We start from the raw sequence: 18,838 nt of genomic DNA, 5'->3' as shown, positions 1-18,838 counted from the left end.
CTAAATAAATAAAAACTATTGACATTAAAGTTGGCTTTAATCTTAAAGTATAGACATAATCAAACGAGGACACCGAAATGAAAGTGTTTGAAAAGTTAGTTCTACCGAATGGCTCACAAATTTTGAATCGTATCGCTAAAGCTGCAATGGAAGAAAACATGGCTGATTTGGATCAAGCACCCTCTAAACAACTGATGCGTTTATATCAGGCATGGGCAGATGGTGGAGTCGGCTTAATCATTACAGGCAATGTGATGGTGGATCGTCGTGCGATGACTGGGCCTGGCGGTGTGGTGCTGGAAGATGAACAACATTTAGATACTTTCAAACGCTGGGCAACGATTGCTCGTTCACAAGGTGCGCAGGTTTGGTTGCAGATTAATCATCCTGGTCGTCAAATGCAATCGAACTTAGGACAGCAAACTTGGGCACCTTCTGCGGTGGCACTTGATCTGGGCAAAATGTCAGACCGTTTTAATGTCCCTGTTGAAATGACAGAAGATATGATTAACGAAGTGATTCAACGTTTTGCCAATACTGCACGTTTGGCTGAAAAGGCAGGTTTTACTGGCGTGGAAATTCATGCTGCGCATGGCTATTTACTCAGTCAATTTCTTTCACCCTTAAGTAATCAACGTAAAGATCGCTGGGGTGGTTCATTAGAAAATCGGGCGCGTATTTTGATTGAAATTGTGCAAGCGGTGCGGGCAGTGGTTTCACCTCATTTTGTGGTCGCGGTAAAGCTAAATTCTGCTGATTTTCAGCGTGGTGGTTTTAGTGCCGAAGATGCACAGCAAGTCATTCAAATGTTAAACGGATTGGCTGTAGATTTGGTTGAGCTTTCGGGCGGCAGTTATGAAGCACCCGCGATGCAAGGTCAATCTCGTGATGGTCGAACTTTAGCACGTGAAGCCTATTTTCTTGAATTTGCACAAGAGATTCGCAAAGTGGCGCATATGCCAATTATGGTGACAGGCGGCATACGCCGTAAACAAGTGGCTGAAAAAGTCATTGCAAGTGGAGTGGATATGGTCGGTATCGCGACAGCCTTAGCCATTGATCCGAATTTACCCAATGAATGGAAACAAGGACAAAATACTGCACCTGAGTTACAGCCGATTACTTGGAAAAATAAAACCTTAGCTTCACTCGCGAACATGGCAACCGTGAAGTTTCAGCTTCGTAAATTGAGTCTTGGCAAACAGCCAAATCCTCGTGTTTCACCTTTATGGGCTTTGATCTTACAGCAAGCCGCGATGTCACGTCGTACGCGCCAATATAAAAATCGCATGCGTCAATATTCAGTTGCATCTTAAATACTGAGGATATCTTTATGAAAAATAAACAAAATTGGATGATTTATGGTGCAAATGGCTATACGGGCGAGTTAATCGCTCGTGAAGCTGTACGCTTAGGTCTTAAGCCCATCTTGGCTGGACGGACTCAAAACAAAGTGCAACAACTTGCTCAAGAATTGGGGCTTGAGTTTAAAGCCTTTGCTTTAGACGATGTAACGCAACTGAGCGAACAATTAACTGGTATGAAACTTGTTCTACATTGTGCAGGGCCATTTTCCGCGACATCTAAACCGATGATGCAAGCTTGTATAAAAGCGGGTTCACATTATCTGGATATCACGGGTGAAATTGCGGTGTTTGAGTTAGCGCAATCTTTCAATCAAGATGCTGAACAGGCCAATGTGGTTTTATGTCCGGGCGTGGGTTTTGATGTGATTCCAACAGATTGTATTGCTGCTGCACTCAAAAAGGCTTTACCCGATGCGACACATTTAGCATTGGGGTTTGACTCAAAAACGGGTCTTTCTCCGGGTACAGCAAAAACCAGTATAGAGGGAATGGCTGATGGCGGGAAAATCAGAAAAAATGGTAAAATCATCACGGTTCCGTTGGCACATCAGGTGCGTCAGATTGATTTTGGCGATGGTCAAAAAAGTGCAATGAGCGTCCCGTGGGGAGATGTTTCAACTGCATTTTACACCACAGGGATTCCCAATATTGAAGTTTTTGTACCTGCCCCATCTTCTATGATTTTTGCGGCAAAAATGTTGAATAGTATCCGTGCAGTATTCAAATATAAAGCGGTTCAAAATTTGATGAAACAGGCCATTGAGAAATGTGTCGTTGGGCCAGATGAGGAACTTAGAGCAAAACTACCGACTTATGTGTGGGGGGAGGCCAAAAATGCCAAAGGTGAAATTAAGACGGCCAGAGTACAAACTCAAAACGCATATAGCCTAACTATTCACGGCTCTTTAACTGTCGCACGTTATTTACTTGAACATGACGTCAAAGGGGCTACTTATACACCAGCCAAGTTGATGGGTTCTCGCTTGGTCACTCAAATTGCGGGTTCTAGTGATATCGTGATTTCTTAATTTTACTGATCGTATTTGATTGTATTTTACCTCAATATTGAATCATGAATTTAGCATTGGCTTTTTTAAAGCTTTTATTTTATGTCGATAAGACAATCTAAAAATAATTTGTCTTCGAGTGTTCTTATCCAATCTTTATGACAGTGAAATATTAAATAACAAGTACTCCCCCAGAGAAGTACTTGTTATTCAGGTTTATTTTTTATTATCGTCATGATCCAAAGATTTCATTGGTACTGGCATATTCAAAGCCAGTTGAGCATCCTTCACTACATCTAAACGTAATATTTTACCTGCTTCCAATTCATTAAGTAGTTTTGTTAAAGATCCACCACGATGAATCAGTTGAACATTTTTTGGAAATAATTGTTGTCCAAATGCAAGGGTATTGGATTCTACAGATGTGCTGTGCCATTGACCGTCTACTTGATGATACATAGTTTTAGTTTCAATACGTGATTGAGGTTTGACATTTTTAATTTTGGGTAATGGTGCGATTAAACTCAAATCTGGCGTTCCATCTGTATTAAAAATATCAGCGTGTACCTTTTTATCGTCAATCGACATCTCAATTGGTGTCAACCACTTAGGTAATTGGTATCCATATACACCACGTACACGAGCAATTTCAGTATCTACAGGAAGTGCAAGTACATGACCATAGTATTTGTGATGACGCATTGAGCTGATTAACTCTGTGATACTCAACTTAGGGGCGTCAGCTTGGTGTACAACGATTGCAACAGATACTTCATTATATGGATCAACATCGCCGACAGCGTAGGAGAAGAAAGTAACAGAGACTAAACCATAACCCGGAAAAGGTTGTAAGGGTTGAAGCGGAGCAGGCAGCTTGGCTTTTAACTTGGAAATGGGTGCAAGCATTAAGAGTTGTATATTGCTTGTGCGATAATAAAAATTGGGCGACCAGACTTTACCCACACGAGTTTCTACCATTTTTTTGGGAATAGTACGGAAATAATCAATATTTCCAGCAGCAGGGTCTTTAGCAACTTCATCGAGATTGGGATTCATACGAAAGCGGTCGTAGTAACCACCTTTGGGTACATTTACCTTATAAGGACCAAACTCTACCATCGTGGTTTGCTGATCATTTTTTGCAGTATTGACTGAAGCAGAATCTGCTGCTGTAGCATGTACAGATAAACTGAATAATAAGCCAATTGAAACAGTTGAAATTGAACGATGAACATTAAATTGATTAAACATAAGGATTTTTCTCTATAAATCATGATCAAATCCTAAGATTAAAGTTAGGTTTAAGGTCAAGTATTTTTATTGCTATTTTTATAATTTATGGATTCAACATAAGATAAAACCAGATAATGAAATCTGGTTTTAATGATTATATTCAAGATGGTTAATGATCAGTTTTTTCTAAACGTTTCATCACTGCTTCAGCAATTTCTTTACTGGATTGAGGATTTTGTCCAGTAATAATTCGATCATCAGAAATGACATAAGAAGTAAATGGAATCAATGCTCTTTTATATTTTGCGCCATGTGCGGCTAAACTATCTTCGAGTGAAAAAGGAACCTGTGATTTTATACCTGATAAGCTTTCTTCTATGTTGGCAAATCCAGTGACCGTTCTACCCGAAATAAGGGGTTTTCCTTCTTGAGTTTGTAGGGGTAATAATCCTCCTACGCCATGGCAAACTGCTGAAACAATACCCCCTTGCTGATAAATTTGTTCAGCAATACGTTTTAGCCCCTCATTGTTTGGGAAATCCCACATCGTGCCATGACCCCCTGTGTAATAAATGGCTTTATATTTCGAGGGATCAATGGCATTGGGAGCGAATGTTGTTTTAAGTCGTTGCATAAATTGAGCATCAGCCAAATGCGCTTTTGCTGATTTATCTAAATAGATGGGTTTTAAACTACGCTCATCCAAAGGAACAGATCCACCATTTGGACTGACAAAATCGATCTCATAACCTGAAGCAATTGCAATATCATAAAAATGAGTAAGCTCAGTCAACCATAAACCTGTGGTATCTGAACGGCTTGGATAGGCCGAATGATTGGTCATGACCACCAGAATCTTTGCCTTTGGTGCATGAGTTGATTGATCTAAAAGGGCGGCATTTGCATACGAAACGCTGCTCGACAATATGCTCATGCATAAACCAATGAGCCAGCTTTGAAAATTCCAATACTTCAACATGGTAGGTTCCTGATTGACGGCCTATACACCATGTTAAGCTTAAAGCTTGGTTTAAGGTCAAGTGCTTTATGCTTTGAACTCACGACTATTTTGAATCCTTATCATTATTGTAATAAAGATTCAGTAACCTCTGGGCATTTTGTTCACAGGTAATTTCATCGGGTTTGTTATTAATGGCATTAATCATCGTTCGCAAATTATTTTTACTCATCGATAGTTTTTGCTCTAAATCTTCAATATCCTTGATTTTATCTTCAAGTAGACCAATGAGAATATCGTGATCCCATGTGGTGACATTGGATGGTAAAAAAGCTTTTATTTCCGATAAAGAAAATCCAACTTGTTGTGCTTGCTGGATCAAATACAACTGTTTAAGGTCATTTTCATTGTATTCTCTATAACCATTGGCTTTACGTTTTGCTTTAGGGAGTAGTTTAATTTGTTCGTAATAACGAATAGTTGGAGTGCTTAAACCACTGAGTTTTGATAATTCACTAATATTCATTTTACCTATTTCCCTTCATTATTAAAGTTAACTTTAGACTTTAAATATTTCAAAAGCAAGATTGTGATGACTTAAAAGTTAGAGGAGGCTAGGACGTAAAAGAATTTTATAGCTTGTGACTAATCTTATTGAATATAAGAATATTATCCGCTAGAGAGTTTCGGGTTAAATCATTCTACTGTTTTAGCTCAAATTCGTGCTTTACGCATAATTCTATGTATAAATTACTAAAAAATTGCTCATTTAATGACAAGTATAGAAGTGCTAGTGCTGACGAAACTTAGCTGCAAATACAATCATGAATACTAAGATTCTGAAACTGACGTGGATGCCTATTTAAAGGATGTGCGTTTAGAAAGGTTTATAAAAACTGAACTGCACCCTTATTTATTGCGAAAAGTAAACTTGTCATGATGTTTGCTAGATTTTATCTCATACGATGAGGTTTTCATGGCATGTTCACAACTGATTATAAAATTATAAGAAACTTCAATTAACAAAAACAACGCATAGACTGACTTGAAAATATTTTAATATGAACCCATATTACAATGGAGATCTATATGGATTATTATTAATATAAGACTATGAAAAATATAGTGAAAATTTATAAAAATTGTTTGAAATTTATAAAAGCGTTCCCATGTATTAAGCAAGTAACAAATTGATATGAGGAATAACAATAATGCGTTTTGAAAAATTTACCAATCGCCTGCAACAAGCTTTGTCAGATGCCCAATCCTTAGCTACAGGAAAAGACCATACGGCAATTGATGGCATTCATATTCTTTCAGCTTTGCTGCAAGAGCCCTCTAACCTGAGCCTGTTACAGCAAGCTGGTGCAAGATTAGCTGAGTTAAAGCAAAAACTGGAACAAGCGATTCAGGATGCGCCAACCATCGCGAATCCAACAGGTGATGTTAATTTAAACCCAGAAGCCGTCAAGGTATTGAATCTGGCAGATCGTCATGCGCAAAAGGCAGGCGATGAGTTTTTATCGACAGATTGGGTACTTTTGGCATTAACGGAAACTGGTAGTACCAAAAGTTTATTAAACAGTGTAGGCGTAACCACTGATGCGCTACGCAAAGTGATTGAATCCATTCGAGGCAATGATAAAGTTATGAGTAATAATCACGAAGATCAACGTGACTCATTAAACAAATACACGATTGATTTAACCGAACGTGCTTTGGCTGGTAAGCTTGATCCTGTGATCGGTCGTGATGATGAAATTCGTCGTACCGTTCAGGTTCTATCGCGCCGTACCAAAAACAACCCTGTTTTAATTGGTGAACCGGGAGTGGGTAAAACCGCCATTGTGGAAGGTTTGGCACAGCGTATTGTGAATGGTGAAGTACCAGAAAGTCTGAAAAATAAACGGGTTTTATCACTGGATTTAGGCTCACTACTTGCAGGTGCAAAATATCGTGGTGAGTTCGAAGAACGTTTAAAAGCTGTGCTTAATGATCTAGCCAAACAAGATGGCAATGTCATTTTATTTATTGACGAATTACACACCTTGGTCGGTGCAGGTAAAACCGATGGTGCGATGGATGCAGGTAATATGCTGAAACCTGCATTGGCTCGTGGCGAATTACGCTGTGTGGGGGCGACAACGCTCGATGAATATCGTCAGTATATAGAAAAAGATGCCGCACTTGAACGCCGGTTTCAAAAAGTGTTGGTCGATGAACCAAGTGTTGAAGATACCATTGCGATTTTACGTGGATTAAAAGAGAAATATGCTGCGCATCATGGCGTACAAATTCTGGACTCCGCGATTATTGCAGCGGCGAAAATGTCGCATCGATATATTACAGATCGACAATTGCCCGATAAAGCCATTGATTTGATTGATGAAGCTGCATCGCGTATCAAAATGGAAATCGATTCTAAGCCAGAAGCCCTAGATCGTTTGGAGCGCCGGATTATTCAGCTCAAAATGCAACTTGAAGCGGTAAAACGTGATGAGGATGCAGGCAGTAAAGCTGAAATTAATCACCTTGAAGAGCAGATTTCAACCATTGAGAAAGAATATAACGATATGGAAGAAATCTGGAAGGCTGAAAAAACTTTAGTTGAAGGTGATAAAAAAGCCCAGATTGAACTCGATCAGGCACGTATTGCTTTTGATAAAGCGCAACGTGAAGGTGATTTAGCAGAGGCAGCACGTCTACAATATGGCGTGATTCCTGAGTTACAAAAACGTCTGGAACAAGCTGAAGTTGCCGAGGAAAATGAAGAGCCTAAACTTATTCGTACCAAAGTAACTGAAAACGAAATCGCTGAAGTGGTCAGTGCTGCGACAGGCATTCCTGTGGCGAAAATGCTACAAGGTGAACGAGAAAAACTTTTACATATGGAAGAGTTTTTACATAACCGTGTAGTGGGACAAGATGAGGCTGTGGTGGCGGTATCGAATGCGGTACGTCGTTCACGTGCAGGATTGTCTGATCCAAATCGTCCAAGTGGATCGTTTCTGTTTCTCGGTCCAACAGGGGTAGGTAAAACAGAGTTGACCAAAGCTTTGGCGAATTTCCTGTTCGATAGTGACGATGCCATGATTCGTATCGATATGAGTGAATTTATGGAAAAACATTCCGTAAGTCGTTTAGTGGGTGCGCCTCCGGGTTATGTCGGTTATGAAGAAGGTGGTGTGCTGACCGAAGCTGTACGTCGCAAACCGTATAGTGTGGTGTTGTTTGATGAAGTAGAAAAAGCGCATCCCGATGTATTTAATATTCTGCTACAAGTCTTGGATGATGGTCGTTTGACTGATTCACAAGGTCGTATGGTCGATTTTAAAAACACGGTGATTGTAATGACATCTAACTTAGGTTCTCAAGATGTTCGTGAGCTGGGTGAGGGTGCAACAGATGATGAAGTACGTTCGGTGGTGATGGCTGCGGTGAGTCAACATTTCCGCCCAGAGTTTATTAACCGTATTGATGAACTGGTGGTATTCCATTCATTGCAGAAATCACAGATTCGTGGCATTGCCGATATTCAACTGGATCGTTTACGTACCCGTTTGGCAGATCGCGAAATTGGTCTCACTGTTGATGATAGCGCGTTTGATATCTTGATTGATGCTGGTTTTGATCCAGTATATGGTGCACGTCCGTTAAAACGTGCCATTCAACAACAAGTTGAAAATACTTTGGCTCAAAAAATTCTGGGTGGAGACTTCCAGTCAGGTGATAACATCATTATCAAAGGCGATCATGGTCATTTAGTGTTTGATAAATTAAAACTCAGTTAATGTCTGGCTGAGTATTTTGTTCAAGCAAAGAGGGCGTACAATACGTCCTCTTTTTTTAAGATGTTGAGAAAATGAATCTACACGACAGATTATCGGGAAGTGACATCTAGGCATTGCAGATTCTACCAAATCTTGTTAGCGTGAAAAATCCAATAAGAAGAACTCAGTAAGTAAAGGAATCATCACGTGAAGCAACCTAAAGGATTTAAGCTTTATACAATCTTTGTTTTTCTGACAAGTCTAGGATGTGTAAGTTATACGATCGCTGCGACACCACTGAATGAAGGTGGCATGCGAAATGAAAGTGATTCACTGGAACGTGTTACTCCACCTGTGGTTAAAGCCGTGGAACAAGATGTAAAAAAATCGGTACCAGAGCAAAAAAATCTAAACCAGAATCTTGCAAAAAAACATACCAAGCAACTGACACAGAATAATCTGGATGCCAGTGTTTTATCTGAACATGAGGAACAAAAGAAAATTACAGAGCCGACCCGAACCAGTGTGTATCTGCAACAACAAATTCCTGAATTACCGCCTTATCAGGAAAAAGTCCGCCTAGATAAATTAAATTTGACTGGACCTCAACTGGGAAATGTCAAAGGGGATGTCACGATTACCATTAATCAATAAATAAAGCCTGAAGAAATAGCTCAGCAGGCTTGTGAGATTGGATTAATCTGTACTAGCTCAAATCTATCCTATTCTAATTTTGTAGATGTTGAATTTTCCATGCACGGTGAATTTTTTGATTACGTTTAAAATCTGACCCAATCGTATCATGGGTGATTTCTTCGGCATCAAATAAAGCTTCAATTTCTTCGTCAAGCTCAAAACCACGATAGTTATTGGAGAAATATAAGGTTCCTCCAGCACTTAAACGGTTCATGGCACGTTTGAGCAAGGAAACATGGTCGCGTTGAATATCAAAAGTCCCATAAAACTTTTTCGAGTTTGAAAAAGTTGGTGGATCAATAAATATCAGATCGTATTGCTCATGACCTTCTTTCAACCATTCAAAACAGTCACTGGCAAAGAACATATGCTGTTCATCGGCATGATCAACGGTTAGACCATTTAAAACAAAATTCTCTTTTGACCAGTTCAAGTACGTATTGGACAAATCTACACTGGTGGTACTGGCAGCACCGCCAAGCGCAGCATGTAAACTTGCAGTAGAGGTGTAGCTAAATAAATTCAGGAAGTGCTTACCACGCGCTTCATTGGCAATACGTAAACGCATCTGACGGTGGTCTAAAAATAGACCTGTATCCAGATAATCGGTCAAATTGACTAAAATCTTGGCTTGACCTTCCTGTACGATAAAGCGCTTAGAAGCAGTACTTTGTTTAGTGTACTGATTTTTGCCTTCTTGTCGTGCGCGAGTTTTAATAAAGATGGCTTCACGTGGTAAACCTGTGACTGCACGAATCGCAGCTAAAGCCAGATTAAAGCGTTTTTTAGCTTTTTCAGGGTCAATACTTTTCGGTGGTGCGTATTCTTGTACATGCAATCGATCACCATACAAATCTACTGCGACATTAAAGTCAGGTAAATCAGCATCATAAAGGCGTAAACAAAATACTTGATCTTTGACAGCCCATTTTTTTAATGCCTGCATATTTTTTTGCAAACGATTGGCAAAATCCTGTGCACCTTCAATTTCGACTGGTTCAGCATGCCAGTGAGTCAGGAATGGTTGATGATTTGCGACAGGTTTGACTTGCCCGAAACGAATGTAAATAGGTAATTTACCGTTCATCAAACGCAATGTTTCAGGCTGATTAAAGGCCAGTACATCGGCTTGTTCAATCTGAGCAGCAATCACGGCTGCGTGTTGATTTGGAAAATGTTGCTGTAACAATGCCGACAAACCTAAATATAAAGCGCGGTTTGAAGCTTTATCACCTAGACGTTCACCATAAGGTGGATTGGTCACGACAAATGCAGTGCTATAGCTATTTTCAAATGACGGCCAGTCTGCAAGTGGACGCTCTTCGATCTGAATCTGATCCAGCAACTTTTCAAAACCAGCCGCGATGATATTTTGACGTGTGGCTTTGACCGCTTCCCAGTCTGCATCATAAGCATAAAATTTCGGTAAGGTCTTTTCCAATGCAGCTTCATGACGTTGTGCGGCCTCGGCTTTAATTTCCAGCCAAAGTTCACGGTCATGTCCATGCCAGCCATTAAAGCCAAAGCGACGAACTAGACCGGGCGCACGATCAGTTAAAATCATGAGTGATTCAATAATAAATGTTCCTGAACCACACATTGGATCAAGAATTAAATCAGGCTTTAATTCTGTAAGCTTTGCTTTTTGCAAGATGGCTGCTGCCAGATTCTCTTTAATTGGCGCTTCAGTCATATAGCGACGATAGCCACGTTTATGCAGTGAATCGCCCGATAAATCTAGGCAAAAGGTATGTTCAGTCTTTCCTGCCAAAACAAATAAAGTAATTTCTGGTTGTTTGGTATCAATGCTTGGACGACGCCCAACCGCTTCCATAAAGGAATCCACCACGCCATCTTTGGCGCGAAGTGTCGCAAACTGTGTATTGACCTTAATATCACGTTCCACATGTAAACGAATGGCAAAGGTACTTTGTGGTGCAAAAATGAGTGACCAGTCAAAGCTTAAAGCACCTTCGTATAATTCTTCTGCGACATCACGAGCGTCATGACTAAATTCGATTTCATAGCTATGAATGGGTTTAAGTACACGGGAGGCCAAACGTGACCACATACAAATTCGATACGCCTGCTCCAAAGATCCCTGAAAAATGAGACGACCTGCAAAGCGTTCAGTCTGCGCAATGCCTAAACCTTGTAATTCTTGTTGTAGTAAGGTTTCAAGTCCATCTGCACAGGTGACCCAATATGTAGAAAGACGTTGCGGTGAATTCATTCAATTTTCCAAGAGCAGCTAAAGCAATCGGCTATTTTAGCGTATTTTACCGCTTATACGTTACGGATTATGGCTATATCCATTTAATTTTTACGATTTCAATGAATAGATCTTTTAATTAGTTGAACTTTAAACAATAGTCCCGATTAATCCAGAGAATAAAAACACAGGAATATAAAAATGTTTGGCCTTTTTTTGTCAATGTTTACTTTTTCTTTATCCATGTCAATTTCACCCGGTCCAGTCAATTTGACTATTTTGGGGAGTGCAATGAATTATGGAGCTAGAAAGACTTTTGCTTTTATCTTCGGTGCAACAATTGGATTTACTTTACTCTTGGCTGCGGTCTGTTTTGGGCTTTATCAGATTATTCTTTTATACATAGGTTTACTCGATATCATTACAATATTGGGTACTTTATTATTGGTTTGGATTGGATTTAATATTTTAAGATCCGCAGGTCAGAAAATCAGTATCTCAGAGATAGATCAAACAAAAATTCCAACATTCTTGCAAGGTTTTTTAATGCAATGGTTAAATCCCAAAGCATGGATTGCTGCTGTTGCAGGAACAGCTCTTTTTTCGATTACACAAAATGCTCTGCATTTAATTTTCTTTGTGATGATTTATTTTGTGGTGTGTTTTATTTCTCTATTGATCTGGGGTATTGCAGGTGAAAAATTGGCTAAACTTTTGAACACACCACAGCGGGCAAAGGTTTTTAATATTGTGATGGGAGTGGTACTTATTGCGATTTCTTTAGAGATGTGCTGGCATCATTTTGCATAAATGCGGACAATAAATCAAAAAGCATGAGAGTGCGATAAATTTTTGAATGATGAAAACATCATCTGCCAAAGGAATTCAAAATCTGTATAATGCCTTAACTTAACGTCTAAGGAATCTCTCATGCACTTGGCGGCATTGCATACACCGAGTCAGATTCAGCTCAATCAGCAGGGCAATTTAAAGCACTTCTTGACCATCGAAGGTCTTTCCAAAGAAACACTTACAAAAATTCTTGATACCGCACAATCTTTTATCAATGAGCAAAATCAGTTGATCACTACGCCTTTACTTGAAGGGCGCACGGTGATGAATTTATTTTTTGAAAATTCAACCCGTACCCGTACCACTTTTGAGGCAGCAGCGAAACGTCTGTCTGCCAATGTATTAAATATTGATATTGCGCGTTCCAGTACATCCAAAGGCGAAACACTGCGCGATACGCTCTGGAATTTGGAAGCCATGGCGGCAGATATTTTTGTGGTTCGTCATTCATCTTCAGGTGCAGCACATTTTATTGCCAAAGATGTCTGTCCTAATGTAGCAATCATTAATGCAGGGGATGGTCGTCACGCGCATCCAACCCAAGCCATGTTGGATATGCTTACTATTCGCCGTGATACCAACAAACCATTTGAAGAGCTAAGTGTTGCGATTATTGGCGATATCAAGCATTCTCGTGTGGCTCGTTCAGATATTGCAGCTTTGCAAACTTTGGGTTGTAAAGATATTCGTGTGATTGCCCCTAATACCTTATTGCCAGTTGGGTTTAGCGAATATGGTGATCATGTGCGTCTGTTTAATAAAATGGACGAAGGGGTCAAAGACTGCGATGTGATCATCGCATTACGCATTCAAAATGAACGAATTGATTCGCCTGCACTGTCTTCTCAAGCAGAATTTTACCGGATGTATGGTTTAAACCAGGAGCGTTTGGCCTTGGCGAAACCTGATTGTATCGTGATGCATCCGGGGCCGATGAACCGTGGTGTTGAGATTGATTCTAGTATTGCCGATGGCCCACGTTCTGTGATTTTGCATCAAGTCACCAATGGCATTGCGGTACGAATGGCGGTCTTGGCACTTGCGATGCAAGGGCAGCTCCAGCATCAAGGTTTAATTGAAGCAATCGCGGTATAAAGGATCAACATTATGAGCAATATCAAACTTGAAAATGTCCGTTTACTTGATCCTATAGAAAAGATTGACCGTATCACGACTGTTTATTTACAAGATGGAAAAATAGTCGAATCAGTAGATCATATTGACGAAACGATTGATGCACAAGGTAAATGGTTGATGCCGACGATGGTGGATTTGTGTGCGCGTGTACGTGAGCCGGGTCAACAACAGCACGGCACATTAAAATCTGAAGGTAAAGCTGCACGTGAAAATGGTATTTTGCACGTGATTACTCCGCCAGATTCTAAGCCAATTGTGCAGGATAATGGCGCATTGATTCATGGCTTGATTGAAAAGGCATGGACAGATGGTCAGTTTCATTTACATATTATTGGCGCGCAAACGCAGGGCCTCATGGGTAAACAACCCGCCAATATGGCAGCACTCAAAAAAGGGGGCTGTACCGCAGTTTCCAATGCCAATGCATCTTTTGAAGATGATGACGTGGTCATTCGTACATTAGAATATGCAGCAGGTCTGGGTTTAACCGTGGTGTTTTATGCAGAAGAAGCACAAATTGCCAAAGATGGCTGTGTACACGAAGGTTTTATTGCATCACGTCAAGGGTTGCCGATGATTCCTGCGATTGCGGAAACCATCGCGATTGCTAAATATCTGATTATGATTGAAGCCACAGGCGTGCGCGCACACTTTGGGCTTTTATCTTCTGGAAAATCCATTGAGCTCATTGAAGCCGCTAAAGCCAAAGGTTTACCAGTCACTGCCGATGTTGCCATGCACCAGTTACATCTTACTGAATCCCTCATTGACGGTTTTAATTCACTGGCACATGTACGTCCACCTTTACGGTCTGAACAAGACAAAGTGCAATTACGCCAAGCACTAAAATCCGGGGTGATTGATGCGATTTGTACGCACCATGAACCTTTGAGTAGCTCTGCGAAAATGATGCCATTTGCAGAAACACTACCGGGCATGAGTGCTTTTGATACCTATGTGGCTTTGGGTGTGCAATTGGTGAAAGAAGGTCTATTTGAGCCGCTTGAGTGGGTGGAAAAAGTCACGATTGCACCTGCGAAAGTTGCCAATATGCAAGAGCGCTGGCAGGCTGAGAAAGGTTGGGTATTGGTAGACCCAGATTTAGAATGGACAGTGGACAAACAAAGTATTCTGTCGAGTGGTAAAAATACACCGTTGTTAAATCAGACTTTGACTGGGAAAGTCCTACAAACATTCTTGCTTTAAATTTTAAACGATCTTAAAAAGACTCGGTAAAATCATTGCCGAGTTTTTTAAAAATACACTGAACATTTTAATAACTAAACCGATGAATGCATCATCTCTTTAAACAATCTATTTAACTAAAAGCTATTCTGCAAACGATAGTGGGACTCAAGGGCGATTGATTCGCCCTTTATTTATTGGCATGCTTCACTCAGTTACGATCAACGAGTGAAGTTATGCGTATTAGTTTTGTGGGTTCAGGAAAAGTGGCGACACATTTAGCCAGAGCATGTGTACAACAACATCAAATTGTACAAATCATGAGCCGCGATTTGCAGCATGCAAAAAAACTTGCCGATCAAGTTGAAGCAGAAGCGATTAATGATGAGGCGCAACTCAATACTGAAATAGATTTACTTATCCTCGCGGTCAGTGACCAATCGATTGCAACCGTGATCCAAAACATTCATGCACGATTATCCAATGTCTTGATTGTGCATACTTCAGGTAGTACCGATCTTAAAATATTGTCTGATCGACATCCCAACGCGGGCGTATTTTATCCGTTGCAAACTTTTAGTTTTGAAAGAGAAGTGGATTGGACGGAAACCCCTATATTCATAGAAGCAAAACATGATGAAAGCTTGAACATTTTAAATCAATTAGCAAATAGCCTAAGTAACAGAGTTTATGCTTATTCATCTTCACAACGTTTAAGTTTACATCTGGCTGCGGTGTTTGCCTCTAACTTTAGTAATGCTTGCTATGACATGGCAAAGCAAATTGTTGATCTGGAGCGGGTTGATTTTTCATTGCTCTATCCTTTAATGCTGGAAACTGCCAAAAAAGCGACGCAATATGATCCCGTGCAGATGCAAACTGGTCCAGCGGTAAGAAATGATCACAATATACTGGCAATGCATCAACATTTATTACAACAAGCAAACCGCTCAGATTTAAAAGAAATTTATGCAGTTTTAAGTCAAGCCATTATGACCAGACATCATCGTTAAAAATATTCATTGAACTATAAAAAGGCATATATACGATGGCAAAAGATTTTACTGCACAGCAAGTTGTAGAGGGGTACGATGACCATATTCGTAAACTGATTCCGGGTTATGAGGTGGTACATCAACAAATACAAGCCATTCTTAAAGCTTATTTACCCGAACAGGCGCATATTTTAATTGTCGGTTGTGGTACAGGTTATGAGCTTCGCTATTTATTAGAAAATTTTCCAAATTGGCAATTTACCGCAACCGATTTATCTGCCCCGATGCTTAAAAAAGCAAGGACATATATTCAGGATATAGATTTGCACAATCGAGTCCGTTTTGTTTTGGGGGATATTCAAGTTTTAAATCAAACGATTCGGTTTGATGCCGCACTTTCTATATTGGTGACGCATTTCGTTTCTTTCCAGCATAAAGCCATGTTTTTACATGGAATTCATCTGCGTCTAAAAGAAAATGCCTTATTCTTAACCTTTGATTTAGTACGAATGCAAACAGACAAAGAAAAATGGGTCTTAAAAAATATATGTGAAAGTAATGGGCTTACTGAAAATCAAACGACTGCGATGCTGGCAAGACTTACAGATGATTTTTATCCACTGTCAGAATCGCAAAGTTTTGAACAACTTCAACGGGCAGGATTTAAACACATTTCACGATTTACACAAATTTTATGCTATCAGGGCTTTATTGCTTTTGCTTAGGTAAAAGTCACTTAGCTTAAATAGTAAGCCAAGTGACTTGAAATATTATTTGATTTTTTTGAAAATAAAATCGTTAATTTTATGACCAGATTCAAGACCACGACGTTCAAATTTAGTTTGAGGGCGCCATTCAGGACGAGGATAGCTATTGCCTTTACCTGCCAGATTTTCAAGATTTTCTCGCTTGTCTAAGACGTCCAGCATCCATTCAGCATACGGTTCCCAATCCGTTGCGGCATGGAAAGTGCCACCAAGTTTAAGTTTTTGTTCAACCAGTTGCATACGCTCATGGATGACAAAACGGCGTTTAAAGTGGCGTTTTTTCTGCCAAGGATCTGGGAAATAAAGCTGAACACAATCAATGCTGTCATCTGGCATTTCTCGTAGCACCTGAATCGCATCTGCATCCAAGACCCGTAAATTGGTGAGACCGGACATACCTGCTTCATAAACACATTGCGCAATACCGGGTACATGAACTTCAATGCCGACAAAGTTACGTTCAGGATTAGCTTTGGCCATCAATACCAAAGAGCGTCCCATACCAAAACCAATTTCAACGGTTAAAGGACGTTCAGGATGCTCGAAATGTAGACGCAAATCTGCAACAGGATATTCCAAAATTAAATGCTGATATTGTTCCAGCGCGGTACGTTGTGAGGTATTTAAAGGCGCAGAACGGCGCATAAAAGTCACGATTTCGCGATGCTCAGGCAAATTATCCAATTCAGTAATTTGCGTTTCTAACTGATCAGTCGACATAATTTTGGAATGGCTCAAAAATCTGAATGCCGTATTTTAAAGGCTTCATAGATGAAGTCAAACTTAATCTGGAAAATGCCTAAACTTCATAGGAAATTTTAGGGTTTGATTCAAACTAGCATATTTCCACTTTTTGAATGAATTTTAAAACATACTCAAAGCCTTTTTAGTCACTTTGATTAAACTATTGATAAAAATAATATTTAAAATCTATGAGAATGTTACCCTCGATTTATATCATCTTTTTTCTACTAAAAAGCATGGCGCGATCTAAAAATTTCTTTTATGCCTTTACATGACTGGTTTTCTTTATTGATGAATGAATAAATCACTCATGTTCATTTTTTCGTCATACACATACATAAATATAAAAGACAACGTTTTTCACTTGAAAAAACTGGCATTTTACTCAATAGTCTAATGATCTGTATTTTCAGGTAGTTACGTTTTTTTAAAATTTAAAAACGGCTAGAGCTTGAAAGTTTGAGTAAAGCGTTCTACAACAGTGAAGAGAGCTATAACAAGGATTATCTATGAAGTTGTATTATTCCCCTGGTGCATGTTCATTGGCAGCACATATTCTTTTGAATGAAATTAACGTTGATTTTGATCTTGAACGAGTTGATCTAAGAACACATAAAACTGAAAAAGGTGCGGATTATTATGAAATTAATCCAAAAGGCTATGTACCTGCACTTGAAATTACCCCTGGACTAGTACTTACTGAAAATGTCGCAGTACTTCCATTTATTGCCCAGCATGATCCAGCTCAAAACTTGATTCCTCCATCAGGTTTAGGTCGTGCCAAAGTATTGGAATGGCTAGGTTATTTAAACTCAGAATTACATGATGCTTATGCGGTGTTCTTTGGAGGCGAATTAGACGCCGATGCAAAAGAAAAAGCCTACGCTGAAATTGACCGATTACTGGCTTATATCGATAAAGCGATTGGAGAGTCAGATCATGAATATCTGGTAGATGATGGTTTTGGACCAGCCGACGCTTATCTGTTTGTTCTTACAAATTGGTCAAATAGCATTGAGCATGATTTAACGCCGTACACCAACATTGTGGCGTTACGTAATAAAGTCGCTGAACGCCAATCAGTCAGTATTGCCATGCGTGATGAAGGTTTGATTCCGTAAATCTCAAAGCGTGAATAAAAAATGCCTCATATGTATTGAGGCATTTTTTTATTCAAATTCTGGTGGTTCTTTAAAATCGATCGATTCCAATTTTAAATCATATTGTTTCTTTAGATTTTTCCATATAGTTTTTGCAGGTTGTGGAGTGTCTTTGAATTCATTTTCACCCGATATCTTTTTTAATTTTCCTGTAGAAAAGTTAATGCTCAAATGGCTTTCATCGCCAGAAGCACGGTGAAAACTCATCTGGTCAAAACCGATTAATTTAAATGCTCGGTCTTGGTAACGAAAGCTAAAAGTATTGTTTGTCACATACCATGAGCCGCAACTGAGCCAATAGTTTAGATTGATTTTCAGAATCCCTTTTGAAATGCTGACTCCACCATCTTCCAATGGATCGGCTAAACAAGGCGACTCTGCATCATTTGCACTCGGCAGTTGCTGGTTTTTGCTGATCAATTGATAACCCTGATTTGTTTTGAATAAAACCAATAAAACTCTAGGGTTGATATTTAGCTTAGGACTGCCCAAGCGATCATTGGTCAGAATATTTTTCGGATTATTCTCTTCAATCACTAAAACAATATCTTCTTGACCATCTCGATTTAAATCGCCTTTCACTGTTTGAAGTATTTTCCATTGCTTCGGAATAAATTGTTGGTATTGTGCGGGGGCAGGACTTGCCATTATAGAAGTTGCAAAAGTAGAACCCAAAAAAGCAATCATGATTTTAAGCATATTGATTTACGCCGTTTATTTGTTTTTAAATGAAAAAGGATTCCGAAGAATCCTTT

The 18,838-nt window shown here is 39.5% G+C and carries 16 protein-coding genes; 10 read left to right on the top strand and 6 right to left on the bottom strand.

The window, feature by feature from the left end; all coding sequences use genetic code 11:
• The first annotated feature begins 77 nt into the window (after positions 1–77).
• Positions 78–1,316 (top strand): NADH:flavin oxidoreductase/NADH oxidase family protein, encoded by a 1,239-nt coding sequence (locus E0D95_RS04765; RefSeq protein ID WP_130802814.1) that lies wholly within the window; start codon positions 78–80, stop codon positions 1,314–1,316.
• Between the two features lie 17 nt (positions 1,317–1,333).
• Positions 1,334–2,395, top strand: coding sequence for a saccharopine dehydrogenase family protein (locus tag E0D95_RS04760; protein WP_130802813.1), 1,062 nt, complete (start codon positions 1,334–1,336; stop codon positions 2,393–2,395).
• A gap of 195 nt (positions 2,396–2,590) precedes the next feature.
• Here the strand turns inward: E0D95_RS04760 and E0D95_RS04755 are convergent, their stop codons facing one another.
• The 3 genes from E0D95_RS04755 to E0D95_RS04745 form a co-directional block, all read right to left on the bottom strand.
• Entirely contained in the window at positions 2,591–3,625 is a 1,035-nt protein-coding gene (locus E0D95_RS04755; RefSeq protein WP_130802812.1) for an acetoacetate decarboxylase family protein, read from the bottom strand.
• A 151-nt stretch (positions 3,626–3,776) separates the two neighbouring features.
• On the bottom strand, positions 3,777–4,586 hold the full coding sequence (locus tag E0D95_RS04750; RefSeq protein WP_130802811.1) for a type 1 glutamine amidotransferase domain-containing protein: 810 nt from the start codon (positions 4,584–4,586) through the stop codon (positions 3,777–3,779).
• Positions 4,587–4,671: 85 nt separating this feature from the next.
• Entirely contained in the window at positions 4,672–5,091 is a 420-nt protein-coding gene (locus E0D95_RS04745) for a MerR family transcriptional regulator (RefSeq protein WP_130802810.1), read from the bottom strand.
• A gap of 685 nt (positions 5,092–5,776) precedes the next feature.
• Between E0D95_RS04745 and clpB the strand changes: the two genes are divergently transcribed.
• Positions 5,777–8,356, top strand: coding sequence for an ATP-dependent chaperone ClpB (gene clpB, locus E0D95_RS04740; RefSeq protein WP_130802809.1), 2,580 nt, complete (start codon positions 5,777–5,779; stop codon positions 8,354–8,356).
• Positions 8,357–8,542: 186 nt separating this feature from the next.
• Entirely contained in the window at positions 8,543–8,989 is a 447-nt protein-coding gene (locus E0D95_RS04735) for a hypothetical protein (protein WP_130802808.1), read from the top strand.
• A 73-nt stretch (positions 8,990–9,062) separates the two neighbouring features.
• Here E0D95_RS04735 and rlmKL read toward each other — a convergent pair whose 3' ends face one another.
• A complete protein-coding gene (rlmKL, locus tag E0D95_RS04730) occupies positions 9,063–11,264 on the bottom strand; it encodes a bifunctional 23S rRNA (guanine(2069)-N(7))-methyltransferase RlmK/23S rRNA (guanine(2445)-N(2))-methyltransferase RlmL (protein WP_130802807.1) in 2,202 nt (733 codons plus the stop codon).
• Positions 11,265–11,444: 180 nt separating this feature from the next.
• Here rlmKL and E0D95_RS04725 point away from each other — a divergent pair, with 180 nt between their 5' ends.
• From E0D95_RS04725 to E0D95_RS04705, 5 genes are all read left to right on the top strand, one after another.
• Complete coding sequence (locus E0D95_RS04725; RefSeq protein ID WP_213073695.1) at positions 11,445–12,053, top strand: LysE family translocator; 609 nt, start codon at positions 11,445–11,447, stop codon at positions 12,051–12,053.
• Between the two features lie 120 nt (positions 12,054–12,173).
• The gene (locus E0D95_RS04720) at positions 12,174–13,190 is read left to right on the top strand and encodes an aspartate carbamoyltransferase catalytic subunit (protein WP_130802806.1); all 1,017 of its coding nucleotides are present in this window, start codon (positions 12,174–12,176) and stop codon (positions 13,188–13,190) included.
• A gap of 12 nt (positions 13,191–13,202) precedes the next feature.
• On the top strand, positions 13,203–14,438 hold the full coding sequence (locus E0D95_RS04715; protein WP_130802805.1) for a dihydroorotase: 1,236 nt from the start codon (positions 13,203–13,205) through the stop codon (positions 14,436–14,438).
• A gap of 215 nt (positions 14,439–14,653) precedes the next feature.
• Complete coding sequence (locus tag E0D95_RS04710; RefSeq protein WP_130802804.1) at positions 14,654–15,430, top strand: Rossmann-like and DUF2520 domain-containing protein; 777 nt, start codon at positions 14,654–14,656, stop codon at positions 15,428–15,430.
• 35 nt (positions 15,431–15,465) lie between these two features.
• Complete coding sequence (locus tag E0D95_RS04705; RefSeq protein WP_130802803.1) at positions 15,466–16,137, top strand: class I SAM-dependent methyltransferase; 672 nt, start codon at positions 15,466–15,468, stop codon at positions 16,135–16,137.
• A gap of 45 nt (positions 16,138–16,182) precedes the next feature.
• On the opposite strand, the gene trmB is transcribed toward E0D95_RS04705, so the two are convergent.
• Entirely contained in the window at positions 16,183–16,899 is a 717-nt protein-coding gene (gene trmB / locus E0D95_RS04700) for a tRNA (guanosine(46)-N7)-methyltransferase TrmB (protein WP_130802802.1), read from the bottom strand.
• Between the two features lie 533 nt (positions 16,900–17,432).
• On the opposite strand from trmB, the gene E0D95_RS04695 reads away from it, so the two are divergent.
• On the top strand, positions 17,433–18,044 hold the full coding sequence (locus E0D95_RS04695; protein WP_130802801.1) for a glutathione binding-like protein: 612 nt from the start codon (positions 17,433–17,435) through the stop codon (positions 18,042–18,044).
• A gap of 48 nt (positions 18,045–18,092) precedes the next feature.
• Here the strand turns inward: E0D95_RS04695 and E0D95_RS04690 are convergent, their stop codons facing one another.
• Positions 18,093–18,782 carry a hypothetical protein gene (locus E0D95_RS04690; protein ID WP_130802800.1) on the bottom strand — a complete coding sequence of 230 codons (690 nt, stop codon included), beginning with the start codon at positions 18,780–18,782 and terminating at the stop codon, positions 18,093–18,095.
• Between the last annotated feature and the right edge of the window lie 56 nt (positions 18,783–18,838).

The organism is Acinetobacter ihumii, from assembly GCF_900625095.1.
Lineage (GTDB): Bacteria > Pseudomonadota > Gammaproteobacteria > Pseudomonadales > Moraxellaceae > Acinetobacter > Acinetobacter ihumii.
The sequence above is the reverse complement of the archived record's forward strand: the minus strand, read 5'-3'. Positions and strand labels throughout refer to the sequence as shown.